At 34.7% G+C, this 16230-nt stretch carries 9 protein-coding genes and 1 tRNA gene; 6 read left to right on the forward strand and 4 right to left on the reverse strand.

Annotation, left to right across the window (positions count from 1 at the left end):
• The first annotated feature begins 32 nt into the window (after window positions 1-32).
• Together BUA98_RS11510 and ypfJ are read left to right on the forward strand one after the other, a co-directional pair.
• Entirely contained in the window at window positions 33-3716 is a 3684-nt protein-coding gene (locus tag BUA98_RS11510; protein WP_072972645.1) for a response regulator, read from the forward strand.
• A gap of 94 nt (window positions 3717-3810) precedes the next feature.
• Window positions 3811-4659: a KPN_02809 family neutral zinc metallopeptidase gene (gene ypfJ, locus BUA98_RS11515; RefSeq protein ID WP_072972647.1), complete on the forward strand. Its 849-nt coding sequence runs from the start codon at window positions 3811-3813 to the stop codon at window positions 4657-4659.
• A gap of 325 nt (window positions 4660-4984) precedes the next feature.
• Here ypfJ and BUA98_RS11520 read toward each other — a convergent pair.
• The 4 genes from BUA98_RS11520 to BUA98_RS11535 form a co-directional block, all read right to left on the reverse strand.
• Window positions 4985-5058 (reverse strand) — tRNA-His (locus BUA98_RS11520).
• A gap of 76 nt (window positions 5059-5134) precedes the next feature.
• On the reverse strand, window positions 5135-5851 hold the full coding sequence (gene bshB1 / locus BUA98_RS11525; protein WP_072972649.1) for a bacillithiol biosynthesis deacetylase BshB1: 717 nt from the start codon (window positions 5849-5851) through the stop codon (window positions 5135-5137).
• Between the two features lie 63 nt (window positions 5852-5914).
• Window positions 5915-6997: a chorismate-binding protein gene (locus BUA98_RS11530; RefSeq protein ID WP_072972650.1), complete on the reverse strand. Its 1083-nt coding sequence runs from the start codon at window positions 6995-6997 to the stop codon at window positions 5915-5917.
• A 4-nt stretch (window positions 6998-7001) separates the two neighbouring features.
• On the reverse strand, window positions 7002-7433 hold the full coding sequence (locus tag BUA98_RS11535) for a PaaI family thioesterase (RefSeq protein ID WP_072972652.1): 432 nt from the start codon (window positions 7431-7433) through the stop codon (window positions 7002-7004).
• A 127-nt stretch (window positions 7434-7560) separates the two neighbouring features.
• Between BUA98_RS11535 and BUA98_RS11540 the strand changes: the two genes are divergently transcribed.
• The 4 genes from BUA98_RS11540 to BUA98_RS11555 all read left to right on the forward strand — a co-directional run bounded on the left by BUA98_RS11540 (window position 7561) and on the right by BUA98_RS11555 (window position 16073).
• Window positions 7561-9072 carry a hypothetical protein gene (locus BUA98_RS11540; RefSeq protein WP_072972654.1) on the forward strand — a complete coding sequence of 504 codons (1512 nt, stop codon included), beginning with the start codon at window positions 7561-7563 and terminating at the stop codon, window positions 9070-9072.
• Window positions 9073-9433: 361 nt separating this feature from the next.
• Window positions 9434-11278: an endonuclease gene (locus BUA98_RS11545; RefSeq protein WP_072972656.1), complete on the forward strand. Its 1845-nt coding sequence runs from the start codon at window positions 9434-9436 to the stop codon at window positions 11276-11278.
• A 349-nt stretch (window positions 11279-11627) separates the two neighbouring features.
• The gene (gene purL, locus BUA98_RS11550; protein ID WP_072972658.1) at window positions 11628-15281 is read left to right on the forward strand and encodes a phosphoribosylformylglycinamidine synthase; all 3654 of its coding nucleotides are present in this window, start codon (window positions 11628-11630) and stop codon (window positions 15279-15281) included.
• 360 nt (window positions 15282-15641) lie between these two features.
• Window positions 15642-16073, forward strand: coding sequence for a hypothetical protein (locus tag BUA98_RS11555; RefSeq protein WP_072972660.1), 432 nt, complete (start codon window positions 15642-15644; stop codon window positions 16071-16073).
• Window positions 16074-16230: the final 157 nt, after the last annotated feature.

A 16230-nucleotide genomic window follows, 5' to 3' on the forward strand; every position in this document is an offset into this window, starting at 1 on the left:
GCTATTTAGTAAACCAACATACCACGAATACTATGGTAGTAAACTATAGTTTTTACACTTCACTGCTTTCAGGAATTACCTATTTTGGTAATACCCTGAAAGCAGTTATAACAAATTGGTATGTGTTTGCTCCTGAGATTATTTTCTACAACAATCCGAAACTTATTATTTTAGGTTTATCTCTTTTGGGCTTCTTAAGCATTCTCGTCTATCAGTTTTTTAGAATTAAGGCTAAAATTGGTAATTTCATAGAGAAAAAAAGAGAAGCCGACACAGCCAACAACGAATATCAATTATATACTTTATTTTTTGGTATTGCGGTTATTTTAATTGAAATCATAAATGAAATCTTTAAAATAAGACCAAAAAGCTTACTGGTAACCAATGTCAGTATTGGTGTTTTTGTACTGATAATCTATGTCCTTACAGATAAAATAAAAGTACTACGTGATAAAATTCAGAGCGTTTTTATTATCTCGTTTTTTATTTATATAAGCTATGTTGTCAGCAATATTATTTATCTTCCAAATGATGTTGTGCCCATTATTACTTTTTTAATTTCATTTTTCTTTTCATACAACATCTTAAAACCAATAAAAATATATTGGGCATTCGTTGCGTTCACTTTTACTTTTCTAACCATAACGGTTGTTTTCAATTTAATTCCGCTTAAATCATCTGTTTTACTGATCAATTTCAGCATTGTTACTTTTATTATCAATCAGGTAAAATATGCCGTTTTATTAAACAACCGCGACAACTTTAGGTTTACCAATGAAATTGTTCATAAAGGAAACTCTCTGACAATTGCCACAAATGACAAAGGTGAATTGCTTTTTTGCAGTGAAACCATCACTTCAATTTTAGGTTATCAGCCAGAAGATGTCAAAGGACTGGAATTCTGGAGACTTACGGAAGACCCCGAATTCAATAAAGAGAATTATCAAAAAAACTATATTGACAATAAATTATACATCAGAAAATTAAAAAACAAAAACGGGGAATTTAAATACATTCAATGGAAGGATAAAAAATTCTCAGAACGCCTAATTATTAGTATTGGTCAGGATGTTACAGAACAAATTATTGTTCAGGACCAATATAAGAATCTTATCCAGACCGCGACCGATATTATTTTTGAAATAAGTGCAGATGGTTATTTTACGTTTATCAATGAATTTGGTTTTTCACTTTTAGGCTATGCTGAAAATGAAGTGATTTTACAGCATTATTCTAATTTTATTCATGAAGATTATATTAGAAATGCTGTTGATTTTTATGAAAATCTGGAAAAAAACGGAAACAACTATCCCACTATTGAAATTCCGATTATAAAGAAGGACGGCAGTGAAATATGGATCTCACAAAAAGTAATTGTCCGTAAAAATGATTTAGACGAAATCATAGGTTTTGCCGGTATCGCCAGAGATATTACGGAGATGAAAAATATTGAAAATGAGAAAAAAAGACGTTTAGAAAAAATTGAAGCCTATAATAATTCGACTAAAAAATTATCGACAACAGATTTTCGTGAATATAACAATCTGCAAACCGTAATTGATTCCATAATTAAAGAAGCTGCAACCATTTCAAAAGCAAACAGAGTGAGTTTCTGGAAATTTACGGGAGATGTAATTATTTGCAGAAATTTATTCAGTAGTGATGATCAAAATTTAAGTGATAAAAACATTCTGGACAAAGAGTCGTATCCTATTTATTTTGAAACCCTAAAAAACAAAGCCATAATAAATGCGCCTGATGTTTTTGATAAATTAGAAACCTCAGAATTTCAAGAAATTTATTTTAATAAAAATAAAATAAAATCGATGCTTGATGTCCCTATCTTTTCAAATGGACAACTGGCCGGTGTAGTCTGTTTTGAAAGTACGGGAGAAAAAAGAGATTGGGACAATGAAGACATCAACTACGCCAGAACTATTTCTGATGTAATTTCACTGGCTATTTCATCTCAAATGCGACTCAAAGCGGAGAAAAAATTAGAACTTAAAAGTGATTTATTATCTGCATTGGCTTTATGTACCGAAAAGTTTCTGCTGAGTAAAAGTCTGCAAAAAATGTTTCAGGAAACATTTGATATTATTGGAAAAGCTTCAAAAGTAGATCATATTTTTTACCATGATAAAAACTTTGAAACCAATACTATAAGTCAGCAGTATAAATGGTCCCGAGATGGAATTGAACACCAGATAACTGAATTACAAGATTTTACTGAAGACAATTTAAAAGAAATTATTCTTCATTCTCATAATAGAAAAGTCTTAAATACACGAACCCGTGATTTGGAAGACACTTTTTTTAAGCAATTGCTAATTGCCAATAATATTAAATCCATATTAATATTACCGCTGTTTACCAACAACATTTTTTCAGGTTTTATTGGTTTTGATGATTGTACCAAAGAGAGAAAATGGACTGATGATGAAATTTACATTTTTCAAACATTAGCCAATAACATTTCTTCTGCCTTAGACCGAAACAGAAATATCGCCAGAATAAAAGAAAGTGAAGATGCAATTAAAGCCAAAGAACTTGCGGAGGCTGCAAATAAATCGAAATCAGACTTTCTGGCCAATATGTCGCATGAAATCAGAACACCTTTAAACGGTATTATAGGTTTTACCCATTTATTGATGAAGACCAATCTTGAAGAAATTCAGGAAAAATACATGACAACCATCAATCAGTCTGCACATTCACTGCTGGAAATCATCAATGACATTCTTGATTTTTCTAAAATTGAAGCCGGAAAACTGGAACTTTTTATTGATTTATATGATGTTGAGAAAATATTGGGGCAAATATTTGATTTAATTATTTACGAATCCAATCAAAAAAATCTTGAACTCGAATTAAACCTCGATCCTGAAGTACCAAAATATATCTGGACAGATATTGTTCGTCTTAAACAAATTTTGATCAATCTTTTATCCAATGCGATCAAGTTTACAAACGAAGGATCAATAAAACTAAACGTAACTGTTTTGGATAAAAAAGCAGATGATAACTACATCATTCGTTTTTCTGTTATTGACACCGGAATTGGAATCTTAGAAAAAAATCAGAAAAAAATATTCAAAGCCTTCTCTCAGGAAGATAGCTCAACAACAAGAAAGTTTGGAGGAACGGGCTTAGGATTAACGATTTCAAATCAATTATTAGCTTTAATGGAAAGTCGTTTACAGCTTAAGAGCAGAATAAATGAAGGCAGTAATTTTTACTTTGATCTGAATTTAAAAACCAGTCATGAAAGCATCAATGAAAAATTCAAAGAAATTTCGAAGCAAAATAATCCAGAATATACCCTAAGCTATAGTTCTAATCGAAAAAAGGTGAGCATTTTAATCGTAGAAGACAATAAAGTAAATATGCTTCTTTTGAAAACGATTGTAAAAAATCTTAATCTGAATGCCATTATTTTTGAATGTGAAAACGGATACGAAGCCGTTAAACAAATTGAAAGCATCAATCCTGATCTTGTTTTTATGGATATTCAGATGCCAATTATGAACGGTTATGAAGCTACAAAAGCGATCAGAGTTACTGAAATAGGTCAGCGTATACCTATAATTGCCGTAACCGCCGGTGCTGAAAAAGAAGAACGAAACAAATGTTTGGCAGCCGGAATGAATGATTATATCTCAAAACCTATTATAAGAGGTACTGTTGAAGAAGCCATACGAAAGTGGCTAAAATAATTTTAAACTAAATTGTTTCTCTTAATGCGTAATTCCCAAAAAATACATAAATTCGTGTGAAAGAAAACCTAAAAAAGTTTAAAACCAATATATTATGAAATGGTTAGGCAGAAGACAAAGTGATAATGTTGAAGACCGAAGAGGTGTCTCAGGAGGAAAAGTAGCTCTTGGAGGCGGCGTTATCGGTATCATTATTTTGTTATTAAATGTTTTTGGTGGCGAAACAGGTCAAACTGTCGGATCTGCATTAGAACAACTTCAAGGTGGTCAGCAGCAAACTGAAGCGGCTGCTCCATTAAGCAAAGAAGATGAGGAAATGGGAAACTTTGTGCGCGTAATCCTTGCGGACAACGAAGACATTTGGAGCAAAATATTTGAAGAACATGGCATGACCTATAAAAAACCAAAATTGGTGCTTTTTAGAGGTTCTGTACAAACAGCCTGCGGTGGGGCATCATCTGCCTCCGGACCTTTTTATTGTCCGGGCGACCAAAAGGTTTATATGGATTTAGGCTTCTTTGAAGAGCTTAAAACTAAATTTGGTGCCAAGGGTGGCGACTTTGCTATTGCGTACGTTATAGCGCACGAAATTGGTCATCACGTTCAAACCTTACTTGGAACGTCGGCAAAAATGCGTCAGGCTCAGCAAGGAAAAAGTGAGACCGAAGCAAACAAGCTTTCAGTTGCATTAGAACTGCAAGCCGACTTTTATGCTGGAGTATGGACACATTATAATCAGAAAAACTTAGATACTGACGATATCGACGAAGCTTTAAGCGCCGCCAATGCTGTGGGAGATGATGCCATTCAAAGCAAAATGAGTGATCAGGTAGTTCCGGATTCATTTACACACGGATCATCAGAGCAAAGAATGTATTGGTTTAAAAAAGGTTTTAAAACCGGAGACATTGAGCAAGGAACTACATTTGAAGAAATACGATAATTTAATAAACCAAACTATAATAACCAGGAAAAAGCATGACTTAAACGTCATGCTTTTTTTTGTTTCCACCATATAAGTCACATAAGTTCATTTAAAAACTACTTTGAACTTATAAAGACTTTTTAAGTTTTCATTTGTGTTGTTTGAGTTTTTCCTTCAGAATACGAAGTTCAAATATTTCCTTTCCACACTAGATTTATGTACTTAAACTTAATCACTCCACAAGCTTCCGCAGTAATTTTAAAAAAAGCTTATGTGACTTATATGGTGAAAAAATTAAGTGCACAAAAAAAGCCTTGAATTTCTTCAAGGCTTTAAATTTCTGGGTGGCTGACCGGGTTCGAACCGGCGACCCGCGGCACCACAAACCGCTACTCTAACCAGCTGAGCTACAACCACCATTTTGCTTAGCGGTTGCAAATATACAACTAATGTTTACTTCCGCAAATAAAAAATTGAAAAAATATTAAACTTTTTACATCAAATTCTCTAAGCTATTGACTACCAAACATCTTTCAACAGTAAAACCTTCGGCAAAATCTTTGCCAACAAGCCTTCCTAAGTCCTTAGCACGGTAATTTAGGCTTTCAAAAAAGTTTTTGCTTGTAATTGGCGTTGCAGGTTCATCAGAATTTGGATCATAAAATTGTGTTTTATAAGCTGCAATTGCTTCTACTTTTTTATCCTCAAACCCCGTAATGTCTACAACAAAATCTGGTTCAATGTTTTTCCACTGAATATAATGATAAACCACTTTCGGTCTCCAGGCTTCTTGTTTTTCGCCATCAACAACCGTTTCGATTTTCATCAACCCAGATAAGAAACAAGCGTCTGAAACCAGCTTACTTCCTTTTCCGTGATCGATATGGCGATCGTCAATTGCATTGCACAATACAATCTCCGGTTTATATTTTCGGATCATCTTAATAACCTCCAACTGGTGCTTTTCATCATTAACGAAAAAACCATCACGCATGGCCAAATTTTCGCGAACCAAAACACCTAATATTTTTGCAGCAGCTTTCGCTTCTTCATCTCTGGTTTCTGCTGTTCCTCTGGTTCCTAATTCTCCTCTTGTTAAATCTACGATTCCCACTTTCTTACCAAGTGAAACTTCTTTTAAAATTGTTCCCGCACAACCCAATTCTACGTCGTCAGGATGAGCACCAAAGGCTAGTATATCTAATTTCATTTTTTTTGTTTCAAGTTTCAGGTTTCAAGTTTCAGGTTTTACGTTCCAAAAACTTGAAACTTTTTAACAATTATTATTCTTTTTTATATTCAAAACTCTTTTCATCGTCATTGACTTATTGACGCTTTCCTCCCATTCTTTCTCAGGAACACTTTCTTTTGTAATACCGCATCCCATGTACAAAATCGCTTTATTGTCCTTGATTTGCATGCTGCGTAAATTTACAAATAAATCAGAACTTGCTGCTTTATGGGCAAAACTGCTGTTTAATTCGCCCAGAAAACCGGTATAAAAAGTTCTGTCGTAATTTTCGTTTTCAATGATAAATGCTTTTGCTTTTTTCTTTGGCAAGCCACAAACAGCTGGTGTTGGATGCAAAGTATCAATAACTTCTTCTAAAGTTGAATTCTCTTTTAAAACTCCCGAGATATCGGTTTTAATATGCCAGATCGATCCTGCTTTTATACTATATGGTTCGGTAACATTTACAGACGAGGCCACTTCTCGCAATCTTTTAATAATAAAATCGGTTACGTATTGCTGCTCGTCTTTTTCTTTTTGCTGCCAGGAAATATGTTCTTCAGAAACCGCTTTTTGGGTTCCGGCTAGTGCGGTAGTTTCAAAAACACTTCCACTTGCTTTTAATAATTGTTCAGGAGTTGCCCCCATCCAAAATCCAATCTTGGGATGCGAAAAACAATACGTGAAAGTCGATGGATACAAATGAATCAAACGTTTAAAAGTGACGATAAAATCAAAATCAGTCAGGTCAACAATTTCGCTTCTTGATAAAACTACTTTTTTGAATTCTTCATTCTTAATCGCCTGAATTCCTTTTTCAACTAAAGTTTCATATTGTATTTTTGCTTCTGAATCAAAAGTTGGGTCCTCAATTTCATTAAATTCAAAATTACCAGTCGTTTGTTCTGCACTGATAATTTTCGATTCATTCTCCGGAATTAATAGCAGCTGTTTTTCATCAAAAGAAGCAAAAACGAAACCTTTTTCGCTATAATCTGTGACTTTATACAAAGTATCATCTTGCTGCAACAGCGCAAAAACACTTGACGAATTAGGTTTAGAATAAATGACAAAAGGCAATTTTTGCTCTTGATGTTTTCTTATAGTAGAGAAAAAGTCGTTCATGTTTTTATTCGGTTTTCTTTTTATCCAAAACCATATTAGTCAGTTTGCAAAGCGAAATAAGATTTCCGGCTTCATCGGTAATTTTAATTTCCCAAAGATGAATACTTCTACCTTTATGAATGATTCGCGCTGTGCCAAAAACCCAGCCTTCGCGAATACTTTTTAAATGATTTGCAGAAATTTCGATTCCACGAACTTCCTGCTCTTTTGTGTCGATAAAAAAGAAAGAAGCAGCACTTCCAACACTTTCTGCCAAAGCGACTGAAGCTCCTCCGTGCAATAAACCCATTGGTTGATGAACACTTGGATTTACAGGCATTTTTGCAGTTAAAAAATCTTCGCCTGCATCGATATATTCAATTTTTAACGTCTCCATCAAAGTGTTTTTAGAAAACTGATTGCAACGCTCTAAAATTTGTTCTTTTGTATATTTCATTTAGAATAGGCTTTAAAATCGTAAAATTAAAGAAAAGATGAGATACAAATTAGAAAATCCAATTCTAATATTAAAAATCATTTATGAACCTGACCCTTTTTTGCTATTTTTACAAAAAAGAATTTAAATGCGTCACTATTTTGCACTCTTCATTCTCGGCCTACTTTTAGCTTTAAGTTCTTGCAGAACTGATTTTGATACCGTTGCCAGCACAGGAGATTTAAAGTTTTCAAAAGATACCGTTTATTTGGATACCGTTTTTAAGAATATTGGTTCGAGTACTTACCAACTAAAAGTCTACAATAAAACTAAAAACGATATTTCGATTCCGATTATTCAACTTAAAAAAGGATTGAATTCTAAATACCGAATGACGGTTGACGGAATGACCGGCAACAACGGAAAAATCTTCAATAATGTTACCCTTTTAGCCAAAGACAGTTTGTATATTTTTGTAGAAACTACAGCAGATATTACCGATGCTGATCCTACTGATTTTTTATATACTGATGAAATTCAGTTTGACAGCGGAGCGAATCTGCAACAAGTAGCTTTAGTGACTTTAATTCAGGATGCTGTTTTTTTATATCCGAAGCAAAATACTTATGGAACTAAGGAAAAAATTCAAATTGACGGCAAAGATGTTGATGGATTTTATTTGGATGAAAATGATGCGGCAAACGGAAATGAATTGATTTTCACGAATGATAAACCTTATGTAATTTATGGTTATGCCGGAGTTCCTGAGTTTACAACTGTAAAATTTGAAGCCGGCGCAAGAGTTCATTTTCATGCTAATTCGGGCTTATACATCGGTGACAATGCTTCGCTACAAATTAATGGTGCAGCTTCAACAACTGATAAACTTGAAAACGAAGTTATTTTTGAGGGAGATCGATTGGAATCGCTTTATTCAGATATTCCAGGACAATGGAATTCGGTTATTTTTTCCAATGGAAGCGCAAATCATACTATCAATCATTTAACGCTAAAAAATGCTGTTATTGGTTTAGATTTCCAAAATCCATTTAATACGGTTGAAATAAAAAATACCCAAATTTACAATTGTGTCGAATATGGGATTTTAGCTAAAAACACCCACATCATTGGCGAAAACATTGTAATTAATTATGCTGGTTTGGCGAGTTTATCTTGTGTGTATGGCGGTAACTATAATTTTGCACACTGTACCTTCAATAATAACTGGCAAAACAGCACACATTTTGCTGTTAATTTAAGTAATAGTCTGGCCGGCGAAACACCTGAAACAAATCCACTTACGAACGCAACTTTTAACAATTGTATCATTTACGGTTCAAATACCAATGAATTTAATTTAAACAAAAGTACCAGCGCTCCATTTGTTTATCAGTTAAACAATTGTCTGTTAAAATTTAGCAGCTCTTCAACCGACCCAGATTATCAATTTAAAACGGATGCTGTTCATTACAATCAGATTATCCTGAATGAAAACCCTAAATTTTATAATGTTTCTCAGAATAAATTTAACATTGATAATACGTCACCCGCTTTCGCGAAAGGAAATCAGATTTACATAATACCGTTGGATATTATTGGAGCAACAAGAACTTCTCCTCCGGATTTGGGTGCTTATCAAAGTGCAGTCTTTCCTAAATAAAGAGAATTTGCCACGAAGGCACTAAGACACCAAGTTTTTTATTTTTCTATGTGAATCTATGCTGGTGAAATAATCTCGTAAAGTCTCATTTTTTTTTTGTTTTAAGAAACAATTAAGCTAAAGATCTCATTTCTCGAAATGGAAAAAAATGAAAATAACCTAGGGATTCTGTGCCTTTGCGAAATTAAAAAAACTTTGTGCCTTTGTGTCTTCGTGGCAGAAAAACCATCCGTAAGAAAATATATCTAAAAATAAACATTCCTTAACTCAGCATATTCTTAAAAATAGTAAATTTGATACAACAACAAACTAAGATTCTTAAAATCAATTTGTTACCACTCAAATCTAAAACTATTTTTCTATGAAAAAACACTACTCTTTTCTCTTATTACTTGTTTTTACGGCAAGTTTTGCCCAGATTCCAAGTGGGTACTACAACACTGCAACCGGAACAGGTTATACCTTAAAAACACAATTGTACAACATCATTAAAGGACATACCGATAATGGGTATGCTGGTTTGTACACCACTTATCAAACTTCTGACGTTGATAATTTTTACGAAAATGACGGAACAGTTCTGGACATGTATTCTGAAAATCCTTCGGGAACAGATCCTTACAATTACAGCACAGGAACAACACAAAGATGCGGAAGTTATTCGGTTGAAGGTGATTGTTATAATAGAGAACATATTATTCCGCAATCAGTATTTAACGAGCAATCTCCAATGGTTTCTGATGCTCATTTTATCACACCAACAGATGGAAAAGTAAACGGAATACGTTCCAACTATCCTCATGGAACTGTAGCTTCAGCCACTTATACTGCTCAAAATGGAGGAAAATTAGGTTCGAGTTCTGTATCTGGATATTCAGGAACTGTTTTTGAACCTGTAAATGCTTTTAAAGGCGACATTGCCAGAATGTATCTCTATTTTGCAACACGTTATGAGAATACCGTTGCCGGATATTCGTATGCCATGTTTGATGGTTCCAGCAATAAAGTTTTTACAACGGCATTTTTAAATCTTCTTTTGGCCTGGCATACACAGGACCCGGTAAGTGCGAGAGAAATTGCCAGAAACAATGCAATCTACGCGCGTCAAAACAACAGAAATCCGTATATCGATCATCCGGAATATGTGAATCAAATTTGGGGTGGTACTCCTTCCGGAGACACTCAGGCGCCAACTACTCCAACGAGTTTGGCTTCTACTTCAAAAACAGCTACTTCAATCACTGTTGCATGGACAGCATCAACAGATAATGTTAGTGTAACAGGTTATGATGTTTATGCAAACAGCGTTTTAAAAACTACTGTTTCAGGAGTAACAGCAACGATTACTGGTTTAACAGCTTCAACAAATTATTCAATTTATGTTAAAGCAAAAGATGCTGCCGGTAATACTTCTGCTTCAAGCAACACAATTGCCATAACAACAAACAGCAGCGGTACCGGAACCGCGACCGATTTGCTTTTCTCTGAATACATTGAAGGCTCAAGCAATAATAAAGCTTTGGAAATTGCAAATAACACTGGCAATTCCGTTAGCTTATCCGCTTACACTATAAAAAAACAAACCAACGGTGCCGGTTCCTGGAGTACTGGCTTAGCTTTAACCGGAACGCTAACAACTGGAAGTAAATTTGTAATCGTAAACAGTTCGATTTCATCAGCTTGTTTTTCTACAAGTGCAGCCAATATTTCGACAACGGCAACCGAATTAACTTTCAACGGAAATGACGCTGTGGGTTTATTCAAAAATGGTGTTTTAATTGATATTATTGGAACTTTCAGCGGCGGAACTGCAAACTTTGCAACCGATGTTACTTTAAGAAGAAAATCAACCGTGACTTCTCCCTCAACAACATTTAATCTAAGTTCGCAATGGGATTCGTATACCACAGATACTTGTAATAATCTGGCCAGCAAAATGGCTCAAACAGAAGAGAACGAAATTATTGAACTTTCAGATGAAATCATACTTTATCCAAATCCTTCTGATGGAAACTTCTATGTTGGTTTTTCTGCTTTAGACGAAATTTACTCTATTGAAATTATCTCCTTTGCCGGACAAAAAGTTTTTGAAAAACAAAACACATCAGATCCTGCCATTTCAGTAAGTCATCTTGCTAAAGGAATTTATCTGGTAAAAATCACAAAAGACTCCAAAACGATTATTAAAAACATCGTTATCAAATAATTAAAACCACATCTTACTTCATTTAAAAAGCGGCATATTGCCGCTTTTTTTTTGTTTTACTGCGAAGGCACTAAGACACAAAATTAATTCTCATTTTATGTCATTTCGACGAAGGAGAAATCCCCGCGAGAAGCTCCTCAAAGATTGGGACTATCGTTACGGAGTTACTTGTGGGGATTTCTCCTTCGTCGAAATGACAAACAGTACGATTAATCATTACTTTAATTAAAAACTTTGTGCCTTTGTGTCTTTGTGGCAAAAAAACATTAAAAGAGTTCCTTTTCAAATTTGCGCTTACTATTTATTTACACTAAATTTGCACCTTCAATACAACAAACTACACATCACAATGATCCATTTCTTTGAAAACCAAAGCAAAACTGTTTTCGCGGTACAAACGCAAAACGAAATTTCGGCTCAAGACATTTCAAAATTAAACTGGCTTTTTGCCAACTCTAATAAGATCGAAAAATCCGCCTTGACGGATTTTTTTGTTGGTCCCCGCGCCACTATGATCACACCTTGGAGTACAAATGCTGTAGAAATTACTCAAAACATGGGTATTCCGGGCATCATCAGAATTGAAGAATTTCATCCTGCAACGGCTGATTTCAGTGATTTTGATCCGATGCTTTTTCAAAAATTCACTCAATTAGATCAGGAAATTTTCACTATCAACGTACAACCGGAACCAATTCTGGAAATCGATGATATTGCAACATATAATAAAGTTGAAGGCTTGGCTTTAAGTCAGGAAGAAGTAGATTACTTAGATAATCTTGCTGTAAAATTAGGAAGAAAGTTAACCGATTCTGAGATTTTTGCTTTCTCACAAGCGAATTCAGAGCACTGTCGTCACAAAATCTTCAACGGAACTTTTGTTATTGATGGTGAAGAAAAAGAAACGTCTCTTTTCAAATTAATCAAAAAAACATCACAGGAAAATCCTAACGATATCGTGTCTGCTTACAAAGACAACGTTGCTTTTGTAAAAGGACCAAAAGTGCAGCAGTTTGCACCAAAAACAGCTGACAAACCTGATTATTACGAGATAAAAGAATTTGATTCGGTTTTATCTTTAAAAGCAGAAACACACAATTTCCCAACAACAGTTGAGCCTTTCAACGGAGCTGCAACAGGTTCTGGAGGAGAAATTCGTGACCGTTTAGCAGGTGGACAAGGTTCTTTGCCATTAGCAGGAACTGCAGTTTATATGACTTCATATTCTCGTTTGAACGATGACAGAAAATGGGAAAATGCTCTTGAAGAAAGAAAATGGCTTTACCAGACTCCAATGGATATTTTAATCAAAGCTTCAAACGGAGCTTCTGATTTCGGAAATAAATTCGGGCAACCGTTAATTACTGGTTCGGTTTTAACTTTCGAACATTCAGAAAACGACCGCAAAATTGGTTACGATAAAGTAATCATGCAAGCGGGTGGAATTGGTTACGGAAAATTAGATCAGGCAATCAAAAAGAAACCACAAGAAGGCGATAAAATTGTAATTCTTGGTGGAGAAAATTATAGAATCGGAATGGGTGGTGCTGCGGTTTCTTCTGCAGATACCGGAGCTTTTGGTTCAGGAATTGAGTTAAATGCGATTCAGCGTTCAAACCCTGAAATGCAAAAACGTGCTGCTAATGCGATTCGTGGATTAGTAGAAAGTGACAATAACCCAATTGTTTCTATTCACGATCACGGTGCTGGTGGGCACTTAAACTGTCTTTCTGAATTAGTGGAAGAAACGGGAGGTTTAATCGATTTAGATAAATTACCGGTTGGAGATCCAACACTTTCTGCAAAAGAAATTATCGGTAACGAATCTCAGGAAAGAATGGGATTGGTTATTGGTCAAAAAGATATTGATACTTTGCAAAGAATCGCTGACAGAGAGCGTTCGCCAATGTATCAGGTTGGAGATGTTACGGGAGATCACCGTTTTACTTTCGAATCAAAATCAAATGGTTCAAAACCGATGGATTATGCTTTAGAAGATTTCTTCGGAAGTTCTCCAAAAACGGTTATGACCGATAAAACGATCGATAGAAAATATGCTGCAGTATCTTACGACAAAGCAGACTTCGAATCCTATTTAAAAGACGTTTTACGTCTTGAAGCTGTTGCCTCAAAAGACTGGTTAACCAACAAAGTGGACCGTTGTGTTGGTGGAAAAGTTGCCAAACAACAATGTGCAGGACCTTTGCAATTGCCTTTGAATAATGTTGGAGTTATGGCTCTGGATTATTTAGGGAAAGAAGGAATTGCCACTTCTATTGGCCACGCTCCTATTGCGGCTTTGATTGATCCAGTTGCAGGAAGTAGAAATGCTATTGCAGAATCGTTATCAAACATTATCTGGGCTCCAATTAAAGACGGTTTAAAAGGAATTTCATTATCTGCCAACTGGATGTGGGCTTGTAAAAACGAAGGTGAAGACGCTCGTTTGTACGCCGCTGTTGAAGGTTGTTCAGAATTTGCAATCGAATTGGGAATCAACATTCCGACAGGAAAAGATTCACTTTCAATGAAACAAAAATATCCAAATGACGAAGTAATTGCGCCGGGAACGGTTATTATTTCTGCTGGAGGAAACTGTACGGATATTAGAAAAGTAGTTGAACCTGTTTTACAGAAAGACGGAGATTCTATTTATTATATCAATTTGTCTCAGGATGATTTCAAATTAGGAGGTTCATCTTTTGCACAAATTAGAAATACAATCGGAAATGAAACTTCTACAATAAAAGACGCTTCTTTCTTCAAAAATGCTTTTAATACGGTTCAGGAGCTAATCGGCGAAAGCCAAATTTTAGCCGGACACGATATCGGAAGCGGTGGTTTAATTACTACTTTATTAGAATTGTGTTTTGCCGATGTGAACTTGGGAGCTAAAATTGATTTTAGTGCTTTTGCAGAAAAAGATCTATTAAAAATCCTTTTCGCTGAAAACATCGGAATTGTATTCCAGGCTAAATCTGATGCTGCTGTTGAAGCTAAATTAAACGCCAACAATATCGAATTCTTCAAAATTGGTTCAGTTCAAAGCAAACCAAGTTTGGAATTTGGAATTTATAAATTGGATATTCCAACTTACAGAGATGTTTGGTTTGAAACTTCTTATTTATTAGACCAAAAACAATCTAAAAACGGAACGGCTAAAGCACGTTTTGAAAACTATAAAAATCAGGCTTTAAATTATACTTTCCCAGCTCACTTTACTGGAAAAGCTCCTTTAATTGATGCTTCAAAACCAAGACCAAAAGCGGCTATTATTCGTGAAAAAGGAAGTAATTCTGAGCGCGAAATGGCAAACGCAATGTACTTGGCAGGATTCGATGTAAAAGACGTTCACATGACGGATTTAATTTCTGGTCGTGAAACATTAGAAGATATTCAGTTCATTGGAGCTGTTGGAGGATTCTCTAACTCTGATGTTTTGGGTTCTGCAAAAGGTTGGGCCGGAGCTTTCTTATACAACGAAAAAGCAAAAACAGCTTTAGATAATTTCTTCAAAAGAGAAGACACCTTATCTGTTGGAATCTGTAATGGTTGTCAATTGTTTATGGAATTAGAAGTTATTAATCCGGAGCATGAAGTTCATGGAAAAATGCTTCATAATGATAGTAACAAACACGAAAGTATTTTTACTTCTGTAACAGTTCAGGAAAACAACTCGGTTATGTTATCGACATTAGCCGGAACTACTTTGGGAGTTTGGGTTTCTCACGGAGAAGGTAAATTCAATTTACCAATGGGTGAAGAAAACTACAACATTGTTTCTAAATATGCTTACGAAGGATATCCTGCAAACCCGAATGGTTCTCATTATGACGTAGCTATGATGTGTGACAAAACAGGAAGACACTTAGTTACAATGCCTCATATTGAGCGTTCAACTTTCCAATGGAACTGGGCACATTATCCAAAAGACAGAAATGACGAGTTTACCCCTTGGCATGAAGCTTTTATCAATGCCAGAAAATGGATTGAGAAAAACTAAAAATTATATTACTATAAATAACGCTCGAAATTTCGGGCGTTTTTTATGCCACTAATTTCACGAATTTACACGAATTGAATTTAACCGCAATGTCCGCAAAGAGTCTACGCAAAGGCCGCAAAGTTTTATTCACATAGCTTTGCGAACTTAATAAAGCAATTATAAACACACAGTAAAAAAAAACTTAGCGCACTTTGCGGTAAAATTTTCTGGCCATAGACTTTCGTGTTCACCACAGAAAAAAAGGTTCTTTTTAGTTAAAATAATACATATTTGTAATTAAAATTTGGACTATATTCGTAAAAAATATTTGCCGCTAAATCTTTTTTAACCCCAAAAACACTTTTAAACCCACAAAGAATGAAAGCACTACATTTATTAATAATTACATTATTTTTTACTGTTGCACAGTCTTATTCACAAGTCGAGGTAAATAAAATTTCTTATAATGGTCGTGATCGTTACATTACCACAACAATTGGTTATCCCGTTCCCGGTACTTATATTCCGACAGGACAAAAAGAGCCAAGCACCGTTTTAAATCCTGATGGAACCGGAGTAATTCAGTCTGAAGATTTAAGCAAAACAAAGATGAATTGGGGAATTGAATGTACAGAAGAAGGAACTCCTATTTTCAGAGAAGGCTTTAATAGTGCCTCTTATACTTTTTGGTACAGGCCAAACGATAGCAACGAATGGATTAACTCTCAATTTTCTATTCATTTTACAAAGAAAAAAATGTTTTTGATGGGAGAAAGAGTGAAAGAATATGTCGATTACGATGTTCAATAATCTGAAAAAAAATTAGACCTCAAATTACATAATTTTTAGTTTTTGGGAAAAATTACCACAAAAAAGAAAACGTTTTCGTTGATTTTCAAGAGTCCCTATAAATTTTCCCATAAAATTTCACAAAATTAAAAATTATACCTATTTTTTATTTAATTTG

Source organism: Flavobacterium saccharophilum (genome assembly GCF_900142735.1).
In the GTDB taxonomy this organism is placed as follows: Bacteria; Bacteroidota; Bacteroidia; order Flavobacteriales; family Flavobacteriaceae; genus Flavobacterium; species Flavobacterium saccharophilum.

Bases quoted from the DNA above. Each gene is read 5' to 3' on its own strand.
- BUA98_RS11510 (WP_072972645.1), top strand. From the start codon at position 33: ATGGTAGTAAACTATAGTTTTTACACTTCACTGCTTTCAGGAATTACC.
- ypfJ (WP_072972647.1), top strand. From the start codon at position 3,811: ATGAAATGGTTAGGCAGAAGACAAAGTGATAATGTTGAAGACCGAAGA.
- bshB1 (WP_072972649.1), bottom strand. From the start codon at position 5,851: ATGAAATTAGATATACTAGCCTTTGGTGCTCATCCTGACGACGTAGAA.
- BUA98_RS11530 (WP_072972650.1), bottom strand. From the start codon at position 6,997: ATGAACGACTTTTTCTCTACTATAAGAAAACATCAAGAGCAAAAATTG.
- BUA98_RS11535 (WP_072972652.1), bottom strand. From the start codon at position 7,433: ATGAAATATACAAAAGAACAAATTTTAGAGCGTTGCAATCAGTTTTCT.
- BUA98_RS11540 (WP_072972654.1), top strand. From the start codon at position 7,561: ATGCGTCACTATTTTGCACTCTTCATTCTCGGCCTACTTTTAGCTTTA.
- BUA98_RS11545 (WP_072972656.1), top strand. From the start codon at position 9,434: ATGAAAAAACACTACTCTTTTCTCTTATTACTTGTTTTTACGGCAAGT.
- purL (WP_072972658.1), top strand. From the start codon at position 11,628: ATGATCCATTTCTTTGAAAACCAAAGCAAAACTGTTTTCGCGGTACAA.
- BUA98_RS11555 (WP_072972660.1), top strand. From the start codon at position 15,642: ATGAAAGCACTACATTTATTAATAATTACATTATTTTTTACTGTTGCA.